This window comes from Cyclobacteriaceae bacterium (assembly GCA_013141055.1).
Lineage (GTDB): Bacteria > Bacteroidota > Bacteroidia > Cytophagales > Cyclobacteriaceae > ELB16-189.
The window spans coordinates 563,585-589,666 of record JABFRS010000002.1 but is presented as its reverse complement, the minus strand read 5'-3'; the positions used below and the strand labels follow the sequence as shown (position 1 = coordinate 589,666).

The following is a 26,082-nucleotide window of genomic DNA, read 5'->3' as shown; positions in this document are numbered from 1 at the left end:
CTACCATTGCATGCTTTCTCTGATGTTTCTCTGATCGCTCTCTGATGATTCTCGGATAAAAACGCTGCATTCTCTGATAAATCTCTGATGCGTCTCTGATCGCTTCCCAATAAAACCGTGCTTTTCTCTGTCTCTTGCCTGATTGTTCTCTGATTCGCCTCTGATTACTCTCTGATGTTTCTCTGATTCATGTCGGATCGGTCTCTGATTCACCTCGGTTGCCTCTCTGATTCATGCCTGATCCTTTCCCATGCTTACGCGGAGTCTATTCGGATCCTATTCAGAGTGTAGTCGGTTGATATTCGGATTCAAGACCTATCTCACCCTAATGGTTGTCGGTATAAGGTGCAGGAAGGAGAGTGGTAACATTCTATCTTTTGTAAGTGTCTGAAACAAATGAGCAAGCTGGACTTTTGAAAATCTCTGACTCCTTTATGGAAATTGAAATACTCCAGCATCTTAAGAGTTAAAGAAATAAAATGAGGACATTTTTATCATTAGTGGTGACAATAATGGCGGGTATTTCAACTCTTGGCTCAGCACAGCATGAATTGATCTTAACTGAAGAAGATAAGGTTGCCTGGATTAAAAAAATGAATGAAGAACGTGATTTAGCAAAGCGATTGGAAATACTTCGAATCAGAATACTCGTAGATACAATGTTTATGTAAGAGAATCGAATCACCTCTTGATCCCAATATGGGGTGGGTATCTTGATATTTTCGAAAACCAGGTTGGGATATTCAAATAGAATTTGGCTTCGATAGAATTCTTTATCTCTCCAGGCATTAAAGCGTGTGGATTGAGGTCGGGTCGCACCCGACGTAGCCCGCATGCCAATATTTCTTCGAAGAATGTATAAAAAAAACGCCCGCTGAAACGATAAGTTTCAGCGGGCGAAGTCGGGGCGGCAGGATTCGAACCTACGACCTCCTGGTCCCAAACCAGGCGCGATACCGGACTACGCTACGCCCCGAACTACTATCCAAATTCAGCGTAGAATAAATTTGGAGGCGCGAAGATATTAATAGTTATCGTAAGCGCAAGAAATAAAATGTGATCCGGCAGGGAATCGAACCCCGAACCGTCAGCTTAGAAGGCTGATGCTCTATCCAATTGAGCTACCGGACCGAAGGTAGAGCGGAGAGGGGGGGATTCGAACCCCCGGTACGGTTTAACCCGTACGACAGTTTAGCAAACTGTTAGTTTAAGCCACTCACCCACCTCTCCTTAAACAGTCGGCAAATATAGGCGTTACCAGTAATTTTCCCATAACTGCCCCCAAATAACCATCCTTTCTTATAATTGATGCTATTGCTCACCCATAGATCTGTGATCAACAGCATCTATCCACAATGCTTCTAGCAGTTCTATATGCTCATCGTCCGCCTGCGAACGACCTAAGACATTAGCGTACACATCTTTAGGAATCATCTTTCAATTCATGCCGGAATCGCAATGGCGCGAATTTGGCATATCATGGTCGTCACCTGAAACCGACAAGCCGCATGCTCAAAAATATTCTGATCACTTCCCTGAGAAATTTCTTCCGCAACAGGGTCTTTTCGCTCATCAATATCATCGGCCTCTCCGTCAGCATGTCCCTCGGTATGCTCATCATCATGATCATCAAAGAGCAGCTCTCGTTCGACAACTTCCATCACGACAGCGACCGGATCTATCGCGTTAATACCCGCCTCCTTCATCCCGAGTGGGGAAGCATCGAATTCGCCTCAGCTCCGTTGCCATTAGGACAGGCTATCAACGACTATACTTTCAGTGAACAGGTCGTGAGTGTCAGCCGGCATCTGAACGGCGATGCCACTTTCCATAATGTCAGCGTTCCTGTTAAAGGTCTCATCGTGGATCCTTCTTTTTTAAAGGTGTTCAACTTCCCTTTTGTAAAAGGAAACTCCAACACAGCGCTCGCGACTGCCAACAGTCTCGTGCTCACTCAGCGCGCAGCGGAGAAAATATTCGGTACCGCGGAACCCATCGGACAAACGATCTCACTGGCCGGGTATGGCGACTTCATCATCACCGGTGTCTTGCAAGAGTTGAAAGGTAAAACACATTTTGATTTTGAAATGCTTTGCTCTCTTTCCAATCTTCCTGCCTTTGAAAAGAATGGTAAGATGAATCCTTCCATGAGCGACTGGAGTGCGTATGATAACAACTATCTGTACGTTAAACTAAAAGATGGTCACAAGGCAGAAGAGATTGAGCAGGCTCTCGATGAAGTCAATAAGAAATACTGTGTTGGTCTGAAATCAGACGGTCGCGATATCGCATATTCATTTTACCTGCAGCCTTTAAATAAAATTACTCCCGGTCCTGAGTTGTCAGGACAAATGGGAAAGGGGATGCCTGCTTTCTTCCTGATCTTTCTTGGTGTCCTTGCCGGCATCGTCATACTAATGTCTGTGTTTAACTTCACGAGTCTCACCATTGCAAAGTCGTTGTCGCGCGCAAGAGAAATAGGTGTACGCAAAGTTGTGGGAGCGAAGCGCTATCAGGTGTTCCTTCAGTTCATTGGTGAAGCTGTCGTGTTCTCGATGGCATCGCTGGTGTGTTCATACCTTCTGCTGCAGTTTCTGAAAGATATATTTCTGCAACTGTCATTCAATCAGAATTTCCTGCTTGAATTCAACGAAGATATTTCACTGTATATCATTTTCATTTTGTTCGCGATGGTGGTGGGCATTCTGGCGGGAACGTTACCAGCCGCGTATCTCTCTGCGTTCAAACCATCACAGGTGTTGAAGGATGTTCAGAATCTCAGGATCTATTCAGGACTCACCCTGCGAAAGATCCTGATGGTTACGCAGTTCACACTTTCGGTGATCTTTGTGATCATCGCGTCGGTGGTAACACGTCAGGTGGATTACATGCTGACGGCAGATTATGGAATCAGTCAGGAAGATAATCTCAACATGGACCTGCAGGGTATTGCCTTTGAAAAGATTGCAAATGAAGTCAGGAGTGTGCCGGGTGTGATAGCAGTTGGCGGAGCATCGCATAAGCTCGGAACATTTGAGGGAGGTTCAGGTGATTATAAAAAGAACAAGGATGATCAGTCGGTGAACATGCATGATTTTGCTGTAGATGATCACTACATTGAAAACCTGTCGCTTGTTTTCCTTGCCGGAAGGAACTTCAATCCAGAGGAGCAGGTGGGAAGAGAGAAAGATGTTATCCTCAATGAAACTGCGGTTACGCATTTCGGATTTCTGAATCCGAACGATGCATTAGGTCAGACCATTTATGCAAATGATTCTATGATGCTAAGGATCATCGGAGTTGTTAAAGACTTTCACTTTCGTCCGTTGACGAATAAGATCGGTGCGCTGGCACTACGATACAATAACAGCAAGCTTCAGTATTTAAGTGCGAAGATCCACCCGGCACAAAAAGAGTCGGTGATAGTATCTCTTAATGTGATCTGGAAAAAGCATGATGCTGTTCATGCGATGGATTATAAGATGATGGACGAGGAGATTGACGCGGCGTATCATCAGGCGGGCATGAAGGATATTCCGGTCATCATAGGATACATTACGTTCCTGATCATCACGCTTGCGTGTCTGGGGATGCTGGGCATGGCGATGTATGCTTCGCAGATCAGGGCGAAAGAGATTGGTATCCGTAAAGTAATGGGGGCATCGGTGGCAGATGTGTTGCTGCTGCTGAGCAAATCATTTATGATGCTGGTAGGTATAGCCCTTATGATTGGAGTTCCGGTGAGTGTGATCCTGGGTCAGGGATTTCTGGAAGACTTCGCCTACAAGATCAGTATCACGCCACTTCTTGTTTTAGTGAGTGTAGTGATCATTGCCGGAGTGGCATTAGTGACGGTATGGTCTCAAACGATCAGGGTTGCTACTTCGAATCCGGTAAGGTGGTTGAGGCAGGAGTGATGACCTTCTTGTATTGGACATCAAACTCAAGTTTATCTTTGCAGAGTGAAAAAATTCCACTCCTTACTCAATCTTTCCCTACTTCGTATAGATCAAACTTAACCTATTTGTTGAATTACCATTTAATTGAAATATTTCAAAAGGTTTCTTAGTCGCCAGAAAAGTTAAATAATATTTTTGTTCTTCTATTAAGTCATAACGATATAAATTGAATGAATGAAATTCGAGATTATCAATCACGATAATTCCATCATACATTACTTTAAATTTTAGTTCTTCCTTGTCGTGATAATATGATGCAACTCTTTCCTTCTCATCTTTAACTATTTGTAAAGTATCTACAATTTCGATCACTCTGTTTTGAAAAGTCAATTCAAGCTCACTCAATCGAACAATCGTATCTACTACAACACAGTAATAGTTGCTATCAAAATCCCGAATACAGCTGTTGTTAATAATTTTGAGTCGAGTTTTTAATGCTTCATCAAGAGCATAAAAGTCTGTACTTGGATTGAGGAGTATTAAACTATCGCCAACAAAATAAAATCCGGAATCCTCGACATTTCCGTAATGTCCTTCGGACTTGAAAATGAACCGTCCGTTCTTTTTGAACTCATATGTCCAGTAAGTACCTGCCCAAAAGCCTTCATACTTCTTGTCAAGAAATTGACCTTTCTCCTTGCAAGAGCTCAGAAGGATAAGTATCAATCCGATTGATATATGTTTCAAGTAACCCAAATTATGCAGTTCAATTATTTACAAATACTTATCCCCATCATCTCCTCTTCATCATCGTCCCCGTCAACGCGGCAAACCCTGCCGGTAATCCTCCTATAAAGGAGGTAAGCACAAAAAGCAATGCCGGTGTCTTGGTCGGGAAGATACGCGCGACTTTCTCCGTCAGCACCGATTGGGTCTGAAGATCAATCATTGTAGCCGTGGCAAACCACAGCAAGCCTACGGCTACCAATCCCGACAGAAAAGAGATCCATCCACTCTTACCAAACACATATCCTCCCGCCATCGCGCCAATGATCAGCGTCCACCATGGAAGGAAATACTGAAGTATAAAGCAAAGTGCAATCGTAAAGAGTGTTTGTTTCAGGAAGTTCATTTCGAGGGAGATAATTGAGTGTTAGAATATTGAAAGCCTTTAAGTTGTTCCGGTGAAGAGACAAAGTGCATCGTAAAATATTTCGCCTTTGTCCACGGTTCGATCATGTTGTTGTAAAACGGACTGCCGGGATTGCCGCTTTGTCCTCCCGGATAAACTCCCCAGGCCTTTAGTCCCGCTTTCTCAAGACTCACCACCATTCTCCAGGATGGTCCGTGATTCTTTGAATGCGCATTGACGATATCATGATTGCCACCATGAATAATATGGTAGCTCAAGGCTTCCTGTCGCAGGAGATGTGTGATCACTCCATCTTTAAATACTCCCCACTGTGGATCTTTTTTATTCTTTTCTTTCCACGCTTCTATATCATTCACACCCTTAACAAAAGCTTTTCTCAGAAGTTCGGTTGCCGTTTCTTTTTCAGGTGTGGAGATAATATCAAAGAAGGAGAGTGTTGGCTTATTCTTTATCAGCCAGAGTGTATTGAACGTCGTTGGCTTCCGCATGGCAACATGAGCGCTATCCATTTCATCCCAGATCATCGGGGACAAAGCATCCCACCATGCTTCATAGTATGAAGCACCTTCTGATTCAAGATTGTTATAGTAGTCCCACGACTGTAGAATCTGCAATGCTTTCTTTTCGTTTTCTTTCAGACTGCTTTGATCCAGTGAACTGATGAAAAGCGGAAGACTTTCTGCTGCTTTCAGATTGTAATTGTCATTCTGAAGCCTCATCAGGTCGGCAGGAGTGATGCCCTTCAGTTCTGACAGCACTTTATTGATCCTTCTGTTGCGATACGCTTCGTAAGAAGAAGCTCCTACATAATAGGGATAAGTAGAATCGGCCGGATACTGATTCGCAGAGCTGACAAAGGCACGTTCCGGATTTTTATACATCACATTCTGATCGTTGGGAATGAATGCTTTCCATTCTTGTGAAGTCAGTGTTCCATCAAGAATGAATTTTCCTTCTTCCTTTCTTCTGACAGGATATTTCCCCTGTATTCTCATCGCGATGTCGCCGGAGACAGAAGCAAAGACAAAGTTCTGGGCAGGACTTGAATAAAGATCCAGCGCTGCCATGTAATCACCATGATTCTTTGCGCGATTCATTCTATGAAACGTCATCATCTCGTTGGATGGATCGTGTGCAATCCACCGGAAGGCGAAATGTGCTGATTCACTTTCCTGGTGAAAGCTTTCATCAAAGACCACCGGACCATGATGCGTATAGGTTACAGTATCATAGAATGGCTCTGCATTCTTGCGAAGGAATTTTTCAATGACTTTCTGAGTAGGCTTCCAGTCGCCGTCACTTCTGTAGGAGTTCTTTGCATTATCCCTGAACTGAATTTTATACCAGTCGACCAGATCACGTTGTGCATTGGTAACGCCCCATGCAATGGAATCATTGAACCCGCTGATCACGTTAGGCGAACCAGGAAGAGAAGCTCCCATGGTGTTGACCGTAGGAGAGTTCAGATGAATAATATACCAGATGGATGGAAGGTTTAACAGAAGGTGAGGATCATTGCATAGTATCGGCGAACCGGATGCAGTCTTTGAACCGCTCACTGCCCAGTTGTTGCTTCCCACATCGGGTGGCGACTGATCCAATGGCTTTTGTGAGATCAGCTCGGAAGGTAATGCCATTGGCAATGTGTCCATGACAATTGGTTTGAATTTCCATTTGCCGGTGTTGTCAACGATGGGATCACCGACAGGCTCACGGTCAGGATAAAGAAGATCCAGTGTTTCTTTTCCGAAGAGAGACAATGCGTTGGTCATCTCCAGATCTTTTTCACCCATGTTAAGAGTCTGCGCCATGTTCTTGAGAAGCAATGCACACTTGATATTGGTCCAGGGTTCAGGTGCGTAATCGAGCAGCTTATATTCGAATGGATAATCTTCGTAGTCAAGAGATTGAACATAGGCATTGATACCAGCCGTGTAGTGGTCAACGATTGATTTGCTGATGGGATCAGTCTCCATGACTTCCACAGCACGCTTGGCGGCGAAGACCATTCCAAGTCTTCTCTGACGACGATCATAGTCAAGTGCGGCACTCCCTACAATTTCAGAGACTCTTCCTGCGGCGGCATGTGTCTGGAATTCCATCTGCCATAAGCGATCGGATGCTGTTACAAATCCCTGTGCGGTATAAAGGTCATTGTCATCTTTAGCGAAGATGTGTGGTATGCGCACGCTGTCATATAAAACAGAAACAGGTGCGGTAAGTCCGGTGATAGAAAGATTCCGGTCAACGGGTTTGGAAGGTTCAGCATTCTGCCAGAAACCATGGAAGGGATCGAGGAACTTTCCAAGGGGAGGAATGGGAGATCCGAAATTCCAGCTGCGATTCAGAGCGTAGGCCAATGCTAACGTGATGATGAGCGGAACAGCGACTTTTACAATTTTCATAGGGAAGGCTGGGGGGCGGAAAGTTTAAAAGCTGGACTCTTAAATATTATCTAATTTTCGGCATAATTTGTTTCCATTACAAGTCACTGATGACCACCTCTTCCAATCCCTGGTTTGTTTTCTACACAAAGAGTCGTCAGGAGAAAAAGGTCCGTGATGTGCTGAGCAAGAAAGGCTTTGAGGTATTCCTTCCCATGCAGAAGGTAATGCGTCAGTGGAGTGACCGCAAGAAGAAAGTCGAAGTACCGCTTTTCAATTCCTACATATTCGTGTCGGTTCCTGAATTCAGGATCAGCTCTGTACTGGAGATCCCGGGTGTGGCGTGGGCGATCCGGCAGGAGGGCAAGCCGGCGTCTTTACATCCAAAGGAGTTCGAGGCCATCATCCGTTTTATTGAAACCGGACTACTGATAGAGGCGTTGCCGGCAGATGATATTGAGAAGGGAGAGGAAGTGGAAGTCATGGACGGACCGATGAAGGGGTTGAAGGGATTTGTGTCGGGAAAGGGGAAGGAGAAGTTCGTTGTGATTTTGGAAGCACTGGGGCAGGCTATCAGGGTGGAAGTGAGCGGGTTATTGTTGAGGAAGGTTTGAAAACCAAGGACGGAAAAGCCTGGAGGAAACAGGGATCACGGATTTACGGATAAAGAAATAAATACACTGTTACTTCTGATGGTGCTTTCAAATAAACCGTACTACCCAATATTAGCTTTGCTGATGAATGCTTTTCAATTTATCTGCATCCGTGTCAATCCATTTTCCAGCGCAAAAGCCATTTATATCCGTGAGTGTTCATGTTCCTGTATTCTTCTAAGTAAAAGCCATCGTAATGGGGGGTTACTTTAGCCTCAGATTATATATAGAGTAGTTTTATTACTCATCCAATTTTCTCTAATTTCGCGCCGTGCTGGACTCGCTAATTACCTCAAAAACGCGTGTTAAGATGCTGCTCAAGTTCTTTTCGAACAGCAGTGCATCGGCTTATTTGCGTGAAATGGCAAAAGAGTTCGGTGAATCAACTAATTCTATCAGGCTAGAACTCAACAACTTATCCAAGGCTGGTTATCTTGTTACGGAGGAGAAAGGCCGTTCTATCTACTACCGGGCGAACATTCAGCACCCCTTATATAATGAGTTGAAGACCCTTGTCCACAAGTACCTGGGCATCGACAAGATCATAGACGACGTCATCCAGAAACTGCTGAAAAGGCTGGGCAAGCTGCAAATGGCTCTGATCACGGGCGACTATGCGGAGGGCCGGGATAGCGGAATCATTGATCTGATCATTGTGGGCGACATCGACCAGGAGTATCTGAAGCAGTGTGTAGATAAGGTAGAGAAGCTGATCAGCAGAAAAGTGCGTACGCTGGTGCTTACGTGCGATGAATTTGAGAAGAATAAAGGCCATTTGAATGCTGACAAGGCACTGTGGCTATGGAATATAGATAAGCCGGAGTAGTTCCGGGAAAAATCACTTATTGAGCCTGCTCATCCTGTTACCTGGGACTGAGGAGGCGAAGCTGTAAGAAAATGGATAGGTTACCGAATGACGCTGGTTTGAATTACTTCATGTTCATTTGGTCTGCCAAAAGTGTCAATGGATTTGTCTAATTTTCGCCCCTTTTATAAGCAAAAAAACCTAATGCCTGATTTAATCCCCCCAAGATTGAGCCGTTTTAAAAGAGTGTCTGATCTTCGAATTTTTGCTGCCGTTGTAATTTTGCTTGCAGCCTCTTCCTGTGTTACGAATCGTAAGTACCAGATGATGCAGAAGAACGACGTTAATGTTTCGAATCTGCCATCCGATTCAGTTATGCGAGAGTATTCTGTGAAAGGCTTCGAGTATAAAATTCAAACAAATGACATCCTCTCAGTGAGGTTCGAGAGTTTGACACCTAAGGAGTTTGATTTCTTTTCGAGTGGTAACAATGCACAGCTACCCGGTGGAGGTTTTGTTGGAGGAGCACTGTTGCTGGGAGATATCGTCGATGATGAGGGGTTGATACCATTTCCGGTGGTTGGAAAAGTCAAGGTATCTGGTCTTACGGTATTCGAGGCTCAGGACAGTCTTCAGGTGATTGCCAATAGGTATCTTGAATCACCTATTGTGAAAGTAAGATTGTTAAATTATCGTGCTACTTTTTTAGGAGAGGTAAACAGGGAGGGAGTGATACCTATCAATAACAATCGGATCAGTATGCTTGAGGCGATTGGTTTGGCAGGAGGATTAACGGATATTGCTGACAAGAGCGATGTTAAATTGATTCGACAAAAGGGGGACAAGACGGAGGTAGTGTACTTAAACTTGCTGGATGAGAATTTCATTAACTCACCTTATTACTATGTCTATCAGAATGACGTGCTGGTAGTTCCTGCGTTAAAGCAACGCGCCTACAGAAAATACTCGGCACAAAATATTTCTCTAGTGCTTTCAGCTGTATCTCTTCTGCTTCTTGTGTTTACCCTGAACAAATAACTCTCCAACCAGTGGCTGCAATTCAAAACAATAAAGAGATTCTGAGCATTAAAGACTCAGATCACAAAAGTCTTATTGATTATAAGCGTATTGCTTTTCACGCTCTTCAATATTGGTACATTACTGTGATATGTCTTGGTGTTACTTTGGCCATTGCATTTTATAACAATCGATATACACAACGGATTTATCCGGTCACGGCATCCATCATTATTCGTGAGCGGGAAGAGACCAGCGGTGCGGAATTGCTTTATAAGAATGCTCTGATCGATCAATACAGAAATTATTTAAATGAGCCATACATTATCAAATCTTATCCACTCATTCAAAATGTGGTGCAGGAATTGAATTTTATGGTTTCATTTTACAGGGAGGGTTATGTGCTGACGACAGAATCCTACCATCTCCTTCCGACAGATCTTACAGTAGACCCTGCTCATTCTCATCCAGCCAGCTATATTTTTAAGTTAGTTGATGAAAATACTTTTTCCCTGGGTTATATGGGTTCATTGGAATCTCAGAAATTCAGTATTGGGAAGCCTATCGTGTTTGATGATAACACAATTCTTGTAGCAAAAATACCAGAACGATCTTTTGATGGGTATCTGAATGTAACCTATCAGCTTGTTATCAACGATCCTTTTTCTGTTGCCTCTGAGTATGTAGGTAAGTTGAATGTTGGATGGGCGGAAGAAAGGTCGGGAGTTATCAACCTCGATGTTAACGGGCCAACGATCGCAAAGGAGATTGATTTTATAAGTGGCCTGATCCGAAGCTATCAGCAATATGATCTGGACAAGAAAAACCAGACAGCCGACAGAACGGTAAAGTTTATCAAGAGTCAGTTGGTTAATATATCGGATTCACTAAAGCTCTTTGAAGGTCAGTTGCAGCAATTCAAGAGAAATAACAGAACCTCCACCGGGGGAAAGGAGCTGGGTGTTGAAGCTCAAAGCATTTATAATAAAGTGGAGGCTTTGGAAGTTCAGAAGGCAGAATTAATGATCAAGGATAAGTATTATGCTTACCTGAAGAAATATATTTCAGAGAGTAAAGATCTGGATCAGATCATATTGCCATCTTCGATGGGAATTTCGGATCCTGTCATTTCGGCTCTTGTAATGAAGATCGTTGATCTTCAGTTAGAGATCAAGTTATACATTGATCGTGAGAAGTCGGTCAACCCCCTTGTTACCAGTAAGCTCAATCGACTGGCGGAACTTAAAAGGGAACTTGTTGAATCTTCCGAGAGTCTGAAGTCGACTGACAAGATAAAGATGGATTTTCTGAATCAACAGATCGCGAATGCTGAAAAGCAAATCGGGTATCTTCCATTGGCAGAACGACAGTTGATCTCTATTCAGAGAAATTATTCGTTGCTGGAGAATCTATATGTGTTCTTGATGCAAAAGAAATCGGAGGCTGAAATATCCAAGGCTTCCAATACATCGGATATTATTGTTGTGAATCCTCCCATGCTGGCGGGTGGTTCCATTACTCCAAAAGTTTCACGCAATTATCTATATGCAATTATTGTGGGGCTTGGCATTCCTGTTTTGATATTTGTTCTCATGGAGTTGTTCAATACCAGGGTGCAATCAAGGGAAGACATTGAGAAGATCACTGCCATTCCTTTTATTGGTGGAATTGGTCACAAGAAGGGAAGCTTGAATCTTGAAGTTCTTAAATTCCCTAAGTCATCGATCTCCGAATCCTTCAGAGCGCTGCGATCCAACCTGGTTTACTTTACAGGTAAGAATGACAAGGCTGTATTTCTGATCACCAGTTCTATTAGTGGTGAAGGGAAGACGTTCACATCTATCAATCTTGCTTCGATCTTCTCGTTGTCAGGAAGAAGAACCTTAATCGTGGGAGCGGATATGAGAAAGCCGAAATTGTTTATGGATTTTGGTTTGAGCAATGATGTAGGGTTAAGCAGCTATCTTGCAGGAATCGCTGAATTCGATGCGGTGGTTCAAAAAACTGATTATCCTAATCTGGACATGGTTAGTGGAGGACCTGTGCCCCCCAATCCATCTGAGCTTTTGTTAAGCAAGCGCATGGTAGAATTTATGAAAATCGTAAAGGAGAATTATGATTATGTTATCATTGATACTCCTCCTATGGGTATCGTAACGGATGCCTTTGCGATTTCCGATTATGTAGATCATACCATTTTCCTTGTCAGACAGGATCATACTCCGAAGGATCTTCTATGGTCTGCTCAGGACCACTATGGTTCTGGTAAAGTAAAGAACATCAGTATTGTCTTTAATGATATTTATCGTTCTGGTCCTGGTTACGGATATGGTTACGGATATGGATACGGTTATGGTTACGGATATGGCTATGGTATCAGATCGAAAAAAGGAAAGAAGAATGATGGTGATGGCTATTATACAGAAAGCTAAGATCTGTTGCAGAGATTTTTCTAAAACGCAGATATTACATTGAGTGTAAAGGTCATTATAGAGCCGGGGCGAGCTGAAAAAAACTATTGGCGTGATCTCTGGGTCTTCAGAGAATTATTCTATATTCTATCCTGGCGCGACATTAAGGTTCGTTATAAGCAAACGGTTATCGGAGCAGCGTGGAGCATACTTCGTCCGTTGCTTACAACTTTGATATTTACTGTAGTGTTCAATAAAGTTGCCAAGCTTGGGGCTCCTCCTCAATATCCTTACATCATACTTGTTTTCACTGGAATGCTTCCATGGAATTTCTTTTCCACTGCATTGTCGGAGGCCAGCAATAGTCTGATTGGTAATACTAACCTTATCTCGAAAGTATATTTTCCACGCATGATCATACCGGCCAGCTCGATCATTACCAGCCTTGTTGATTTTGCCGTCTCGTTTGGTATTCTTGTTGTAATGATGATCTATTATCAGGTTATTCCGTCTGGCAATGTCTGGATGCTGCCTTTTTTCATTGTTTTGTCTTTGCTTGCATCTCTGGGTATTGGTTTATACATAACCGCATTGAATGTCAAGTATCGGGACTTCAGATATATTATTCCATTCGTTGTTCAGATAGGGTTGTATGTTACCCCAGTTGGTTTTTCAAGCAGTATTGTTCCTGAGAAATGGCGCATCTGGTACTCTATCAATCCGATGGTTGGAGTTGTTGACGGATTTCGCTGGTGTATAATTGGCGATCCATTATACATACCCGGATTTATACTTTCCATTTCCGTCACAGCATTTTTTCTTGTACTTGGTATCTGGTATTTCAGGAAGACTGAAAAGAGTTTTGCGGATAATATTTAACTATGCCCGAGCCAGCCATAACACTCAGTAATGTATCGAAGAGTTTTTTCATAACACATGAAAAGGCTGAACGATATACTTCGTTAAGAGATGTTATTGCTCAAAGGGCAAAGAGCTTATTTTCTTTTTCATCTAATAAGAAGGAACCCTCTACAACAAAGGAGGAATTTTGGGCTTTAAGAGATTTGAATTTCGAGATTCAGCAGGGAGATCGTATTGGAATTATCGGCAGAAATGGAGCGGGAAAGTCGACCTTGTTGAAAGTTTTAAGTCGTATAACAGAACCAAGCAAAGGCAGAATTGAAATAACCGGTAGAGTAGCAAGTTTGCTTGAAGTTGGAACAGGTTTTCATCCCGAATTGACGGGTCGTGAAAATATCTTTCTTAATGGCGCCATTCTCGGTATGAGCAGAGTTGAGATTAGAAAAAAATTCGACGAGATCGTTGCTTTTGCCGAGGTTGAACAATTTCTAGATACTCCGGTAAAGCGATACAGTAGTGGTATGTACGTTCGATTGGCATTTGCTGTGGCTGCACATTTGGAACCTGAAATATTGATTGTTGATGAGGTGTTGGCGGTAGGGGATTCTGCATTCCAAAAAAAATGCTTAGGGAAGATGGAGGATGTTAGTAAGAACCAGGGAAGAACTGTTTTGTTTGTAAGTCATAATATGGGTGTTATTAACCAATTGTGTCAGAAGGCGATTTTATTAGAGAAGGGCAGGCTTGTGCAATTTGATCAAACACGTAAAGTGATCGATCAATACATGTTGAATAGCAACGGAATGTCGAATGTCTATTTAGCAGATGAGAAAAGTCAATCTAAGTCTATCTTCTTTGAGCGAATCGAAACAGTTTCGGGAAGCGGCAAGAATTCTGAAAATTTTCAGTTTGATGAAAGTATTTTCATTAAGGCATTGCTTTCAGTGGAGGCATTTGATCAGTCGGCAAAAATTTCGTTTACCCTTCAAAATACAAACGGTGAGAATCTTTCTACATTCGTCGAGAGTCTTGAAGATTTTTATGATGGCGCAAAGAATGTTAGTATACTAGTTAAACTTCCTGCAAGTGTCATTGCTCCCAATACATATGCTTTTAGATTAGCAATATTTACACCAAGTAACGTTTATGATTTGGTTGAAATGATATGCCCGGTTACCATAGAAGAGACTGGATCAAAAATGGCAATGTATCATGGGAATTCATATGGAAACTTTTTCATGAATCATGAGATTGTAAAATGAATCTGATTAGGAATATTTATTTGAGAATTTGCGAAAGAATTTTTTCCGTTGGCAAAGCGGAGTACGAGAAAAAAGTTAATTTAAGAATCAGGGAGAATTCAACGGTTAAGAGTAGTACTGTTTTTTATTCAGGATCATCTCTCAATAATTTTTCGAACGATAAATCAAGAATTACACTCGGTGAAAATTGTCATATTTATGGAGCACTTACTGTATTGCCTTTCGGTGGAAAGATCACTTTCGGAGACAATTGCAGCTTTGGTGAGTTCTCAAGAATAACATCTACAAAAGGTATTTATATTGGAAGCAGGGTCATGATTGCTCACAATGTTAATATTCTGGATAACAATTCTCATCCGACCGATGATAAACTCAGGCACGAGGATTTCATAAATTCTTACAATGGACATATGAAAGAGTACGATCTCAAAGCGAAAGAGATTGTTATTGAGGATGATGTGTGGATTGGCTTCAATTCTATAATATTAAAGGGGGTTCATATAGGAAAGAGTGCAATCATTGGTGCTGGATCGATAGTAACAAAAGATGTGCCCGAGTATTCTGTCGTAGCGGGTAATCCACTTCGAGCTATACATAATTCTAACTAATTTTAAATGGCTAGTATTTCGAGGAGAATTAAGAATCAACTTTGGAGGATCTCTTGGTTCTTTAATAACATCAAAAAGATCCAACCTGGTGTTGAGTTTCTCCCGCGTGTTTTTCAGGGACCGGTAACTTTTCAGGCCGATGGAGTCATTACAAGTAACAACAGTGATTTTGTTAATTATCCAAAATTCAAAGCGGCATATAAAACTGCAGAGGCGACCAACCCATGGGAAGGATTCAATATGCCCTGGCGAGTTTACATTGTGTGTACACTTGCAGAAATGGTGAAAAAGCTTGAGGGAGACTTTGTTGAATGCGGAGTAAATACTGGCGCATACTCTAGAGCAGTGATTGAGTACACTCAATTCGAGAAATTAGAAAAGACCTTTTTCCTGTTAGATACTTATCAGGGCCTGGTTCCTGAGCAGGTGACGGCAGAAGAACACAAGTCTGGAGTAGGCGGTTATCTCGGAAGCTACAAGAATGTTTACGATCAAGTGGTTGAAACATTCAAACCATTCCCTGTTAAAGTGATCAAAGGTGCCGTTCCCGGCACGTTGTCTCAATGTACAGCTGAAAAAATATGTTATTTATCAATCGATATGAATGTTGTAGAGCCGGAGATCGCTGCAGCAAATTATTTTTGGGATAAGATCGTACCAGGTGGAGTCATGATTCTCGATGATTATGGCTTTCCGTCACATATTGTGCAGAAGAGGGCATTTGATGCCTTTGCATTGGAGAAAGGTGTTAACATTTTATACATCCCTACAGGACAGGGAATAATCTTCAAACCTTGAGGATATTAATTTTAGGTTCGGAAGGTTTTATAGGAAGCCATTGCGTTAGATTTTTCCTTTCCTATAATCATAATGTTGCAGGAGCGGATTTGTTTGAACAACCACTTCAGCAGTATGCCTATACTAAAGTTTCAAGATTATCCCCGGAGCTTGATGAGATTTTTACGGCAGAAATTTTTGATGCTGTAATCAATGCCTCCGGCAGCGGAAACGTTCCGTATTCAATGACTCATCCGGTGCTTGACTTTGAAGCAAACAGTCTCGACACTATTAGAGTACTGGATGCGATCCGAAAGCACCAGCCTGGTTGTAAATACATTCATATTTCAAGTGCTGCGGTCTATGGTAATCCTGTAAGATTGCCAATACAGGAGGACGATGAGAAGATTCCTTTATCACCATACGGATGGCACAAGCTTATTTCTGAGCAGTTGTGTAAAGAGTATACGAAGATATTTACCCTGAACACCGCAGTGGTTCGTCCATTTTCAGTTTATGGACCAGGCCTTAAGAAGCAGATGTTTTGGGATATCTATCAAAAGACGCTTGGTAATAAGGGATCAATAGAATTGCATGGAACCGGAAATGAAAGCAGGGATTATATTTATATCAATGATATGATTCATGCCCTCGATTGCATCTTGCGAAATGCACCAATGCAAGGGGAGGTTTATAATCTTGCGACGGGAGAGGAGACAACAATCAAAAAAGCTGTCGAGCTTTTTCTTCATGCTCTTGACGGTACCAGAGAATACTATTTTAATAATACTGTCAGGCCAGGAGATCCACTAAACTGGCGTGCTGACATTTCGAAATTAAAGGTGCTTGGATTCAATTCACAGGTGAGCGTTTCAAAGGGATTACAGGAATTGGCTGAGTGGCTGATAAAGATTAGAGAATGAAAAAGGTAAGAAAGATCGCACTGATGGCGGTGGGTGATTCAGCCTGGCAAGGAGGTATTCAATATGTAACGAATATTTTGCATGCTATAAATACTATTTCAGATCAAAATGAATTTGAGATTCATCTTTTCAAGAGACAACACCAACATTTTCAGAATCTTGAGAATTTTACAAAGATTAGTTTGACCATCCATTCGTTGGAAAAAGTCCTTCCTGCGTTTACACTCCCGAATCGTATCTATTGGTTTTTGCAACGTAAGTTGTTTGGTAGAATTAATCCGCAATCTGAGAACTATTTCCTGTCACAAGGATTTGATTTTATTTATCCTGCAACGCTTTCTTCTTGTGGTAAACAATTAAATAGCGGATCATGGATCGCTGATTTTCAATATTACAATTATCCTGAAGGGCATAACCGGGAAACTACCATTGCTGCTGAAAGAGTAATAGGCCTTATTGCAAAGGAAACAGATAAAGTTATTCTAAGCAGCAAGTATTGCGAAAAGCAAGGCTTTGAATTGTTTCCTGTAATAAAAGGGAAGTCTCATGTGATGCCATTCACCGTTTATATTAACAGGGCACATCTCAATGATGAAAACCTTCAGGAGGTGAGAGATACTTACGGTCTTGGGGGGCAATATATCATGGTCTCGAATCTGTTTGGGGCCACTAAGAATCATAAAACTTTATTTGAAGCGCTGGGGATACTTAGGAAAAAGGGTATAGTGATTATCTGCGTATGCACGGGCAATCTTGTCAATCACACTCAAATGGAGTTTACCAATGAAATACTTCAAATTATAACCCGTACCGGAATCCGGAGCCAGCTTTTTCTTTTGGGTCTTATCCCACGTGAGCATCAGGTTGCACTGTACAGGATGGCGATGTTATTGGTACAGCCTTCCATGCATGAGGGATGGAGTACATGTGTGGAAGAAGCTAAGGCATTAGGTAAGGCACTTGTGCTTTCTGATATTGATGTTCATAAAGAGCAGGATCCGAATAATCCATATTTCTTTCAGACTATGAATGCGGAAGATCTTGCTGTTGTATTGCAGCGAGCATATGAAAAGAATGTTGACAGGCAGTTTCCAGAACTCGAAATTGAACAAAACGCCCTGCGACAGTATGAATCAAATGTCAGGGCTTTTGGAGAGAACTTTATGAGCATAGCCAATTATTCAGCCTAAGTACTCTGACTTATAATAACAGGATTTATGAATATTAATATAGTAAAACCTTTCCTACCGTCACTGGACGAGATTTCTGAAGAGCTAAAAGTCGTGCTGCAAACGGGTATGGTAACGAACAATTCTCCTCATGTGAGGAAATTCGAAGAAAAGCTTCAGGATTTTTTTGGTGCATCGTTGCGGCCTACTCTTTACTGTAATGGTGAAATGGGTTTGTATCACCTGATACAGGCATGGAAGCATAAGCTTGGAGTTGGTCCACATGAGACATTCGAAGTGCTGGTGCCTTCATTTACTTTTTCTGGGACAATCAATGCCATTGTACAAAATAATCTCAAGCCAGTTTTTTGCGATGTTGATGAGACATTTACCCTTGCAGTAAAGAAACTTAAAGTCGACTCATCCCAGATCAAAATGATCATCGCCGTAGGTGCGTATGGTAATCTACCTGACCTTGAGGTGCTGGGAAAGTTTGCTAATGATAATAAACTTGTTTTAATTCTGGATAATGCCCCTGCTTTTGGATCTAAATTCAAGGACAAGTTCCCATGTGCATACGGCTATAGTGAGATGATCAGTCTGCACGCTACGAAGATATTCACATCCATGGAGGGCGGTCTCAATATTGTGAATGACCAGACCATCCAGGATTATCTGATTCGTTTGCGTGATTATGGTCAGTATGAAAAAATAAGAGGAAATATTGACGTACCCGGACTCAATTCAAAAATGCAGGAGATCTCTGCGCTGGTTGGATTGAAGAACCTTGAGAAGGTTGACTTTATCCTCAATAGCAGGTTTGAGAATGTTAAGAGGTACCGGTCATTCTTTGGCGGCCTGGAAGAAAAGGGTAAGCTGAAATGCATGCATGTCGCGGAGAATGTTGTGTGTACTTATCTCTATTACCCGATCGTGCTTCAGGAAGAGGCAACAGCGTTTGTGGAATACATGCAGAAAAATAACATTGCTGTTCGCCGCTACTACACGTCTAATCATACATTGGATTTTTATAAGGGAAAGTATCGCGAGCAGGATCTTTCACTCACCAATAGTATTAAAGACAGGATCGTATCGCTTCCGCTTCACACTGTGATGAGTGAAGAGGAGTTAGTATATTTATTTACCACTGTAGAAAATTATTTTAAAAAATAGAAATGAAAAAGATCATTGTAACAGGTGCAGGCGGTTATGTTGGTATTCCTTTGTGCCAGGTTCTGTTGAGCAAAAACTTTCAGGTGATAGCACTCGACCGTTTTTTCTTTGGCTTGGATAAGTTGGGGGAAATGGCGAAGCATCCCAATCTAACTATACTGAAAGAGGATATACGGTACTGCAGCACTTCCATCTTTAAAGATGTGTATGCAGTGATTGATCTGGCAGGGTTGAGCAATGATGCTTCGGCCGAAATTGATCCTGAGTTGACGATATCCATCAACTATAAAGGGTCTGAGCGTTTTGCGCGTGAGGCGAAGAAGAACGGAGTAGCAAGATATATCTACGCCAGCTCGGCAAGTGTGTATGGTGCGGGTTCTAAAGGAGCTCTTAAGGAGACGGATCCTTTGTCACCACAAACTGAATATGCCAAGAGCAAAGTAGCAATCGAAAAAGTGCTGGCGGAGCTTTTCTCAAAAGACTTCTGTACAGTTATTCTGCGAAATGCAACAATCTTTGGTCTGGCTCCGCGCATGCGATTTGATTTGGCGATCAATATTATGACCCTTCGTGCGTGGCGGGAGCGTGTGATTTATGTGATGGGAGGAGGAGAGCAATGGCGCCCGTTCGTGCATGTGAACGATGTGGTAGCTGCTTTTGCACTGATGTTGGAATCTCCGGCAGATAAAGTGGGCGGTGAAACATTTAATATCGGAAGCTCTGAACTGAATTATCAGATCAAGCAACTCGCTCAGTTTGTACTGGATGTGATCCCGAATGTAAAGATCCATGTGATCCCGGATGATGTTGACAAGCGGACGTACAACGTAAGTTTTGATAAAGTAGAGAAAGCATTGGGTTTCAAACCGAAGATCCAGGTGCATGAAGGTATCGTTGAGATTAAGCAAGCGTTGGAGAGAGGAATACTCGATCCGGATGATCCGACATGTTATACACTGCAGTGGTATAAGTCATTACTGCTTTGGGATAATAAGATCAAGGGATTATCCTATGATGGAAAAATCATGTAACAATTAATTATTTATTATCATGACAACCTTCAGAAAAAAGATATGCATCCTGGGCTTTGGTGGCTTTGGCCGCGAAACGTTATGTTGTTTAATGGACACGCTTCCTTCAGAAACGAAGATCGAAGATGTGGCTTGCTTTATGGGGCCTGACGAACATATAAAGGAGAAAAAAATTCTGGGTGCTGATGTCATTCCGCTTTCACAATTCGATCCTGCCAAATATGATGTTGTGATAGCCATTGGTGATCCTCAAATCAGAAAGAAGATGGTGGAAGCATTGCCTGCCAACACAACCTTTGCAACCATTATCCATCCCACAGTTGTGAAATCAAAATGGGTAGAGATCGGAGAGGGAAGTATTATCACGGCGGGGGTAATCCTTACCTGTAATATAAAAATTGGAAAGCATGCTCATTTAAATCTTCATACAACGATCGGGCATGATTGCAACATAGGGGATTTTTTTACAACCACCCCTGCGGTCAATATCAGCGGCAACTGTACGTTTGGAGATTTTGTTTATTTCGGCACGAATGCATCTGTAAGAGAGAAGATCACCATCTGCAGCAATGTCACCATTGGAATGGGGGGTGTTGTCGTAAAGAGCATCGACACAGAAGGTGTTTATGTGGGCAATCCATTGAAGAGAATGGAGAAGAAAGCGTAAAGCAAGGTGATAGAAACAACATCGTGTTTTTGAGTTTAAGAAAATTGCTTCCTCATTGGATGAAGGAGCTCTTTCGTCTGATTAAATATCCTGAAGCGAGGACAAACTTTTTCCGGGAAAAGACGATCCGTAAGGAACAGGGAAGGAATATTGCGCGGTATGACAAGACTGCAGATAGTCTTATCATTTTTTTTGTACCCGGTGCTGACAGAAGTACATTAAAGGAAACTATTTCTGGAGGCGTGATCTCTCTGGTATCACTTTGTGAAGAGACTGCAAAGCTTTATGACGTTCACCGCGCCCAAACAGTGATGTGCACGTTTCCACGTGAGTTTCTTTTGCTGAAGCATGTGAATTTTGCAAATGATACAGAACTCTACAGTTTCGAACAGGTGGTAGGTTATTTTAAAAGTGTTAAGCACATTATCATTCACCTGCCGGATGATCTGGCTAAACCCTTTCTGGATAGACTTTTTACAAATGAAAAAGAATGGTTGTCAGAGATGGAGAGTGTTCACATTAACATTGTGAATGCGAATATTCTTCTGATGCCAACACTGGAGGTGCTGAGTCAGATCAAAGGCATCGCAACGAAAATGACTATGACAGCGGCACACGTGAAGTACTGTAATCTTTTTTACAGGAAACATTTTGGCATGCCACTGCACCTCTTTTCTACTTGGGTAAGTCCAGAGCAGTACATCTACAAGGATTATTCAGAGAAGAAGGAGATTATCGTTGTTTCTCCAGATGGCAATTCCGACAAGGAAAGAGTATTGACGACGTTAAGGCAAAATACGAATCTTGAAGTGATCACTTTGCAAGGGTTGACTCACGATGTGTTCAAACAAACTATTGCAAATGCAAAATGGGCATTGACTTTTGGAGAAGGACTTGATGGTTACCTTGTGGAGCCTGTTTTCAGCGGCTCTTTTGGATTCGCTGTTTATAATGAGGATTTTTTTACCGAGGATTTTAAAAATCTTAATGGGATATTTTCAAGTTATGATGATCTCAATGCCCGTATTGTTGAAGTAATAAAAGGGCTTGATAACTCTGTTGCTTATACTTCGGCGCATAAAAATCAATTTGACATGTGTGCAAAGTACTATAGCTTTTCAGCATACAGAGATAATATCAGAAAGTTTTATCTGAATCAGTATACTTATCAATAATCATTGAGCACTCCGCTTGTTTCGGTAATTACTGTAACATATAATTCGGCAAGGTATGTTGTAGAGTCAATTGAAAGCGTGCTCGCTTCCAGTTATACCAATTTTGAATTAATTATTGGTGATGATGCTTCGACGGATAGCACATGGGAATTGATAGAGAGTTTTGAGGATTCAAGAATTGTTCGCTATAGAAACGAAATTAATCTTGGAGAATATCCAAACAGGAACAAGGCAATATCCCTGGCAAAAGGATCATACATCATTTTCATCGATGGTGATGATCTGATATATCCACATGGCCTGGAGTTTCTGGTGAGGATGCTTCATGCTTTTCCGTCGTGCGCAATGGCACTAATGACCTGGTTCAGGAATGATATTTTCTTTCCAGTCATACTCACGCCGAAGCAATTTTATCTGGGGGAGTATTTCGGACATGGTTTTTTGGGCACAGCCTTCTCAAATGTATTATTCAGGGCCAGCGTTTTGAAAGCAGAGGGAGGACTTTCTGCCACTCATAAGATAGGTGATGATTTTATTCGCTATAAGATCGCAGCAAAATATCCAAGTCTCCTGGTAAATGATGGCGCAACCTGGTGGAGGGAAACACCGGGCCAGGCATCACAGGTATGGGGAAATTCCGTGATGGGAGTGATCGAGAGCTTTCAATTGAAATTTGAATTTCTCCGACTTGAAACTTGCCCCCTCACGAAGGAAGAGAAAGATTTGGCCGCAGGTAATCTCTTTCTTTCGCTTACCAAGATCATAATAAAGTCGACTCTCAAAGGTTACTTTAAGCGTGCCTATCGATTGCATTCTGAATTTCATATTCCTCTTAAGTACTATTTCCTGGTTCGGAGAAAGCCATTGAAAATAAATCCGCTTGGTGGATATTCGCCTGTAAATCCATATCGCTTGCCGTTAAGCGAGAATCCTTTCGTAAGTAAATAGGTAATCATGAGTTTGTTAAAAAACTTGCAGCGTTCACTAACAGTCTACAGCGATAACCAGGCATTTTGTATCGGTGATAAATTTTATACCTACGGTGAGCTCGCGGAAGAAGTTAAAGTGATTCTCAATGGAATTCATGATCAGGGAATCACTGACAGCACCATAGCAGTTGTTGGAACAGATGAACTAAGTACGTACGCGTCTTTACTTGCAATTTGGTTTTCGGGCAATGCCTATATACCGCTGGGCCTTCACAACCCGTTGGAACGTAATAAATCGATATTAAAAGAAGCCGGTACTAATCTCATCATAGCTTCAAATCTGAGTAATGCAGGTGAGTATGCTGATTTTAAAATTCTGAATCCTGCTATCCTGGATCGTAGCAAGTCAGGTGAGTTTTCAGTCGATGACAAGAACGAAAGGCTGGCCTACATGCTTTTTACCTCAGGGAGTACGGGTGTTCCAAAGGGTGTGCCGATCACAGTAGGAAATCTGGAAGAATTCGTAAAAAACTTTGAGGAGGCCGGGATCCACGTTAGGGCCGATGACCGATGTCTTCAGATGTTTGAGCTCACATTTGATGTATCGATCTCTTCCTTCCTTGTTCCTCTTCTCCACGGTGCCTGTGTCTACACTGTTTCAAGTGAAGGGATTAGGAGTCTTCAGGTATTGAGAATTATAAATCAATACAAATTGACCATCATTCAAATGGTGCCGTCAGTGATTAATCTTGGTAAGGGTTATTTGAAATCATTGCGCTTTGATCATGTGAGAATTTCTATTCTCACTGGTGAAGCCACTATGATAACATTGCTGAATCTCTGGAGGCCATGTGTTCGCAATGCTGATTTGTATAATTTTTATGGTCCTACTGAAACCACTATTTATTGTAGCTACTATAAATGTGATTTGAATAACCCTAAGGAGTATAACGGAATGCTGGCGATTGGCAAACCAATGGGCGCCGTTTCACTGGTTCTTCTGAATGAGAAGGGCGAAATAGCAGCATTAAATGAAAAGGCTGAGTTGATGATCGGAGGCAGTCAGTTGACGCGAGGCTATTTGAATAACAAGGAAAAAAATGACCAGTCTTTTGTAAAGTTCGCCTCAGGTAACCAGACGGAAATATTTTACAAATCCGGTGACATGGCTTACAAGGATGAGGATGGTGATATCTTCTATTGCGGAAGGTTTGACAATCAGGTGAAGATACAGGGGTTCAGGGTGGAGTTAAGCGAGATTGAAAGTGTTGTACGCATAAAATTCAACATCGTTTCCTTTGCTATCGCTTGTGCAAATAAGAATGGCTTGATTGAGCTATTCGTAGTTACCGATCAGAAATTGGATGGTCATGATGTTATTGGATCATTAAAGGCTTCTTTGCCTGCATATATGATTCCAAGTCGTGTAATTGAAATTGAAAATTTACCGATCACCACGAGTGGGAAAGTAGATCGTTCGAAACTTAAGGCAATGATCGAGAATGGACATATCTAAGCCTGAGTTCGAAAACCTGACATCTTTTTACACGCTTATTGGTCAGAATTCTGAGATCGGTGAATATTTAAAAAATGAATTTATTACCCATTGCAAAGGAAGAAACTCAATCTGGCCGAATGCGATGTGGATCGATGATTATTTTGGACTTTCCAATGAAAGGCTAACGACTTTTCTCGGTCAGTATAGAAAAAGTGATAAACGTGCGATGTTGCTACTTCCTTCTGATCCGGATTTTCAGGCAAACGCGGCTGGGAATGGATGGATAAAATTGTACCAGTGGCAGGGAATGACCATCGGTATTTCATCCTTGCAACGTTATGAGACCGATCCTATTCTGAAATTTTCGTTGGTGAATGACGAACAAACGGCGACGCAATGGTTGAATTTTGTAAGCACTCATTTATTCAACCGTGGGCAGTTGAATATTAAAATGTTTGACTTTTTAAGAGATAACGGATGTCAACTGATTTCACTTATTCTCAATGAACAGATTATCGGAAGTACGTTGATTTACTATGATCCCAATGGTGTTGCAGGGGTCTTCATGGTGTGCGTAGATAAAGAATTTCAGGGCAAAGGATTTGGGAAGCAACTCATGAATTTCTCATTCAGGTTGATGCAAAATAAGGGAATACGTAACTGTGTTCTTCAGTCAACCAAAGAAGGGCAAAACCTGTACCGCTCAATTGGGTTTCAGGATACGATGATACACGAACTATACATTAAATATAAATGATGATGTTATGAAAACTAAACAGGAAATGTTACAGCAGATTCAAAAAATTTTCGAGAAAGAGTTTGAGAATGAATCGTTGGTGATAACCCTTGAATCAAGTCCGAATAATGTTGAGAATTGGGATTCTATCAATAATTTATCCCTGATGGCTGCAATTGAGGAGGAATTTGGTGTAGAATTTCCGATTGATGCGATGTTCAAAATAAAAAACGTTAATGATATAATCGATCACCTTCAATCTGTATCCAAATAGTATGCTGGTTTTTTTGTTACGTATTCCTCTAAGAATTTATATCTTTTTGTTTTACGGCCGGTTTTATCAGTGGATAATCAGGACATTTCCACTTTTCAAACCTGTATATGAAACGTCGACGAACGAAAGTCCGATATTCTTCCGTCAATGGTTCAGAAACAGAATTCTGGGACCAGAAAGTGGTCCGTACTGGCCAATTCATAAAACGTCCACGGTGATCGGAAGCTGGAGAAATGTTCACGTAGGCATAGATGCGGCGCCTGGAATATCTCCAGGATGTTATATTCTCGCCCTTGGAAAAGTATACATCGACGATTATGTCCAGATAGCATCTAATGTTGGAATACTGAGTGCAAATCACTTTATGCTTGATATAAGAGACCATATTTTAAGTGAGATTCGGATTGGAAAATATTCACGAATTGGCATGGGCTCAATTATTCATCCGGGAGTTGTTCTCGGTGATTTTACAACGGTAGCAGCCGGGTCCGTTGTCACAAAATCATTTCCGGAAGGTTATTGTGTAATATCCGGAAACCCTGCCGAACTGGTAAAGGAATTTAAAGATGAAAGGGTGCGAAAGAAGTTTTTATTGTATCAAAACAAGTTTGAGTACAATGGATTCATTCCACATGAAATGTTTGAGTCTTTTAAAGCTAAATATCTTAATCCTTGAT

Annotated in this window: 24 protein-coding genes and 3 tRNA genes; 21 read left to right on the top strand and 6 right to left on the bottom strand. The window is 41.8% G+C overall.

Going from position 1 to position 26,082, the window contains the following annotated elements; all coding sequences use genetic code 11:
• Window positions 1-479 precede the first annotated feature (479 nt).
• Window positions 480-671: a hypothetical protein gene (locus HOP08_17120; GenBank protein ID NOT76651.1), complete on the top strand. Its 192-nt coding sequence runs from the start codon at window positions 480-482 to the stop codon at window positions 669-671.
• Window positions 672-902: 231 nt separating this feature from the next.
• Here HOP08_17120 and HOP08_17115 read toward each other — a convergent pair.
• The 3 genes from HOP08_17115 to HOP08_17105 form a co-directional block, all read right to left on the bottom strand.
• A tRNA-Pro gene (locus HOP08_17115) sits at window positions 903-976 on the bottom strand.
• Between the two features lie 81 nt (window positions 977-1,057).
• Window positions 1,058-1,131, bottom strand: a tRNA-Arg gene (locus tag HOP08_17110).
• 10 nt (window positions 1,132-1,141) lie between these two features.
• Window positions 1,142-1,230: transfer RNA gene (locus HOP08_17105), tRNA-Ser, on the bottom strand.
• Between the two features lie 278 nt (window positions 1,231-1,508).
• Between HOP08_17105 and HOP08_17100 the strand changes: the two genes are divergently transcribed.
• Window positions 1,509-3,917, top strand: a complete 2,409-nt coding sequence (locus HOP08_17100) for an FtsX-like permease family protein (protein NOT76650.1) — start codon at window positions 1,509-1,511, stop codon at window positions 3,915-3,917.
• 78 nt (window positions 3,918-3,995) lie between these two features.
• On the opposite strand, the gene HOP08_17095 is transcribed toward HOP08_17100, so the two are convergent.
• From HOP08_17095 to HOP08_17085, 3 genes are read right to left on the bottom strand one after another with little or no spacing between them, the layout of a single operon-like run.
• Entirely contained in the window at window positions 3,996-4,646 is a 651-nt protein-coding gene (locus HOP08_17095; protein NOT76649.1) for a hypothetical protein, read from the bottom strand.
• 46 nt (window positions 4,647-4,692) lie between these two features.
• Window positions 4,693-5,031 carry a hypothetical protein gene (locus tag HOP08_17090; GenBank protein NOT76648.1) on the bottom strand — a complete coding sequence of 113 codons (339 nt, stop codon included), beginning with the start codon at window positions 5,029-5,031 and terminating at the stop codon, window positions 4,693-4,695.
• Window positions 5,028-7,457, bottom strand: a complete 2,430-nt coding sequence (locus tag HOP08_17085; protein NOT76647.1) for a penicillin acylase family protein — start codon at window positions 7,455-7,457, stop codon at window positions 5,028-5,030. Before HOP08_17085 ends, HOP08_17090 begins: the two co-directional genes overlap by 4 nt.
• Window positions 7,458-7,546: 89 nt before the next feature.
• Here HOP08_17085 and HOP08_17080 point away from each other — a divergent pair, with 89 nt between their 5' ends.
• From HOP08_17080 to HOP08_16990, 19 genes are all read left to right on the top strand, one after another.
• Window positions 7,547-8,050 carry a UpxY family transcription antiterminator gene (locus tag HOP08_17080; protein NOT76646.1) on the top strand — a complete coding sequence of 168 codons (504 nt, stop codon included), beginning with the start codon at window positions 7,547-7,549 and terminating at the stop codon, window positions 8,048-8,050.
• 310 nt (window positions 8,051-8,360) lie between these two features.
• Entirely contained in the window at window positions 8,361-8,915 is a 555-nt protein-coding gene (locus HOP08_17075; protein NOT76645.1) for a winged helix-turn-helix transcriptional regulator, read from the top strand.
• A 183-nt stretch (window positions 8,916-9,098) separates the two neighbouring features.
• The gene (locus tag HOP08_17070) at window positions 9,099-9,932 is read left to right on the top strand and encodes a polysaccharide export protein (protein NOT76644.1); all 834 of its coding nucleotides are present in this window, start codon (window positions 9,099-9,101) and stop codon (window positions 9,930-9,932) included.
• 11 nt (window positions 9,933-9,943) lie between these two features.
• Complete coding sequence (locus HOP08_17065; protein NOT76643.1) at window positions 9,944-12,343, top strand: polysaccharide biosynthesis tyrosine autokinase; 2,400 nt, start codon at window positions 9,944-9,946, stop codon at window positions 12,341-12,343.
• Window positions 12,344-12,382: 39 nt separating this feature from the next.
• Window positions 12,383-13,201: an ABC transporter permease gene (locus HOP08_17060; GenBank protein ID NOT76642.1), complete on the top strand. Its 819-nt coding sequence runs from the start codon at window positions 12,383-12,385 to the stop codon at window positions 13,199-13,201.
• 2 nt (window positions 13,202-13,203) lie between these two features.
• A complete protein-coding gene (locus tag HOP08_17055) occupies window positions 13,204-14,445 on the top strand; it encodes an ABC transporter ATP-binding protein (GenBank protein NOT76641.1) in 1,242 nt (413 codons plus the stop codon).
• A complete protein-coding gene (locus HOP08_17050; GenBank protein NOT76640.1) occupies window positions 14,442-15,053 on the top strand; it encodes an acyltransferase in 612 nt (203 codons plus the stop codon). Before HOP08_17055 ends, HOP08_17050 begins: the two co-directional genes overlap by 4 nt.
• Before the next feature lie 6 nt (window positions 15,054-15,059).
• Window positions 15,060-15,851 carry a hypothetical protein gene (locus HOP08_17045; GenBank protein ID NOT76639.1) on the top strand — a complete coding sequence of 264 codons (792 nt, stop codon included), beginning with the start codon at window positions 15,060-15,062 and terminating at the stop codon, window positions 15,849-15,851.
• Window positions 15,848-16,753 carry an NAD-dependent epimerase/dehydratase family protein gene (locus tag HOP08_17040; GenBank protein NOT76638.1) on the top strand — a complete coding sequence of 302 codons (906 nt, stop codon included), beginning with the start codon at window positions 15,848-15,850 and terminating at the stop codon, window positions 16,751-16,753. The genes HOP08_17045 and HOP08_17040 overlap by 4 nt, the downstream gene beginning before the upstream one ends.
• Window positions 16,750-17,943: a glycosyltransferase gene (locus tag HOP08_17035; GenBank protein ID NOT76637.1), complete on the top strand. Its 1,194-nt coding sequence runs from the start codon at window positions 16,750-16,752 to the stop codon at window positions 17,941-17,943. The genes HOP08_17040 and HOP08_17035 overlap by 4 nt, the downstream gene beginning before the upstream one ends.
• A gap of 27 nt (window positions 17,944-17,970) precedes the next feature.
• A complete protein-coding gene (locus HOP08_17030) occupies window positions 17,971-19,095 on the top strand; it encodes a hypothetical protein (GenBank protein ID NOT76636.1) in 1,125 nt (374 codons plus the stop codon).
• Window positions 19,096-19,097: 2 nt separating this feature from the next.
• Complete coding sequence (locus HOP08_17025; GenBank protein ID NOT76635.1) at window positions 19,098-20,126, top strand: SDR family oxidoreductase; 1,029 nt, start codon at window positions 19,098-19,100, stop codon at window positions 20,124-20,126.
• Window positions 20,127-20,145: 19 nt separating this feature from the next.
• Window positions 20,146-20,793 carry an acetyltransferase gene (locus HOP08_17020; protein ID NOT76634.1) on the top strand — a complete coding sequence of 216 codons (648 nt, stop codon included), beginning with the start codon at window positions 20,146-20,148 and terminating at the stop codon, window positions 20,791-20,793.
• A gap of 59 nt (window positions 20,794-20,852) precedes the next feature.
• Window positions 20,853-21,968, top strand: a complete 1,116-nt coding sequence (locus HOP08_17015) for a hypothetical protein (protein NOT76633.1) — start codon at window positions 20,853-20,855, stop codon at window positions 21,966-21,968.
• Between the two features lie 3 nt (window positions 21,969-21,971).
• Window positions 21,972-22,916, top strand: coding sequence for a glycosyltransferase family 2 protein (locus tag HOP08_17010; GenBank protein NOT76632.1), 945 nt, complete (start codon window positions 21,972-21,974; stop codon window positions 22,914-22,916).
• A 6-nt stretch (window positions 22,917-22,922) separates the two neighbouring features.
• Window positions 22,923-24,413 (top strand): AMP-binding protein, encoded by a 1,491-nt coding sequence (locus HOP08_17005; protein NOT76631.1) that lies wholly within the window; start codon window positions 22,923-22,925, stop codon window positions 24,411-24,413.
• The gene (locus tag HOP08_17000) at window positions 24,400-25,152 is read left to right on the top strand and encodes a GNAT family N-acetyltransferase (protein NOT76630.1); all 753 of its coding nucleotides are present in this window, start codon (window positions 24,400-24,402) and stop codon (window positions 25,150-25,152) included. Before HOP08_17005 ends, HOP08_17000 begins: the two co-directional genes overlap by 14 nt.
• 7 nt (window positions 25,153-25,159) lie before the next feature.
• Entirely contained in the window at window positions 25,160-25,405 is a 246-nt protein-coding gene (locus tag HOP08_16995) for an acyl carrier protein (GenBank protein NOT76629.1), read from the top strand.
• 46 nt (window positions 25,406-25,451) lie between these two features.
• Window positions 25,452-26,081: an acyltransferase gene (locus tag HOP08_16990; protein ID NOT76628.1), complete on the top strand. Its 630-nt coding sequence runs from the start codon at window positions 25,452-25,454 to the stop codon at window positions 26,079-26,081.
• Window position 26,082: the final 1 nt, after the last annotated feature.

Coding starts and splice junctions, on each gene's coding strand:
- HOP08_17085 (NOT76647.1), bottom strand. CDS start 7,457: ATGAAAATTGTAAAAGTCGCTGTTCCGCTCATCATCACGTTAGCATTG.
- HOP08_17030 (NOT76636.1), top strand. CDS start 17,971: ATGAATATTAATATAGTAAAACCTTTCCTACCGTCACTGGACGAGATT.
- HOP08_17025 (NOT76635.1), top strand. CDS start 19,098: ATGAAAAAGATCATTGTAACAGGTGCAGGCGGTTATGTTGGTATTCCT.
- HOP08_17000 (NOT76630.1), top strand. CDS start 24,400: ATGGACATATCTAAGCCTGAGTTCGAAAACCTGACATCTTTTTACACG.
- HOP08_17005 (NOT76631.1), top strand. CDS start 22,923: ATGAGTTTGTTAAAAAACTTGCAGCGTTCACTAACAGTCTACAGCGAT.
- HOP08_17055 (NOT76641.1), top strand. CDS start 13,204: ATGCCCGAGCCAGCCATAACACTCAGTAATGTATCGAAGAGTTTTTTC.
- HOP08_17090 (NOT76648.1), bottom strand. CDS start 5,031: ATGAACTTCCTGAAACAAACACTCTTTACGATTGCACTTTGCTTTATA.
- HOP08_17100 (NOT76650.1), top strand. CDS start 1,509: ATGCTCAAAAATATTCTGATCACTTCCCTGAGAAATTTCTTCCGCAAC.
- HOP08_17020 (NOT76634.1), top strand. CDS start 20,146: ATGACAACCTTCAGAAAAAAGATATGCATCCTGGGCTTTGGTGGCTTT.
- HOP08_17080 (NOT76646.1), top strand. CDS start 7,547: ATGACCACCTCTTCCAATCCCTGGTTTGTTTTCTACACAAAGAGTCGT.
- HOP08_17070 (NOT76644.1), top strand. CDS start 9,099: ATGCCTGATTTAATCCCCCCAAGATTGAGCCGTTTTAAAAGAGTGTCT.
- HOP08_17120 (NOT76651.1), top strand. CDS start 480: ATGAGGACATTTTTATCATTAGTGGTGACAATAATGGCGGGTATTTCA.
- HOP08_17045 (NOT76639.1), top strand. CDS start 15,060: ATGGCTAGTATTTCGAGGAGAATTAAGAATCAACTTTGGAGGATCTCT.
- HOP08_17015 (NOT76633.1), top strand. CDS start 20,853: ATGAAGGAGCTCTTTCGTCTGATTAAATATCCTGAAGCGAGGACAAAC.
- HOP08_17035 (NOT76637.1), top strand. CDS start 16,750: ATGAAAAAGGTAAGAAAGATCGCACTGATGGCGGTGGGTGATTCAGCC.
- HOP08_17050 (NOT76640.1), top strand. CDS start 14,442: ATGAATCTGATTAGGAATATTTATTTGAGAATTTGCGAAAGAATTTTT.
- HOP08_16995 (NOT76629.1), top strand. CDS start 25,160: ATGAAAACTAAACAGGAAATGTTACAGCAGATTCAAAAAATTTTCGAG.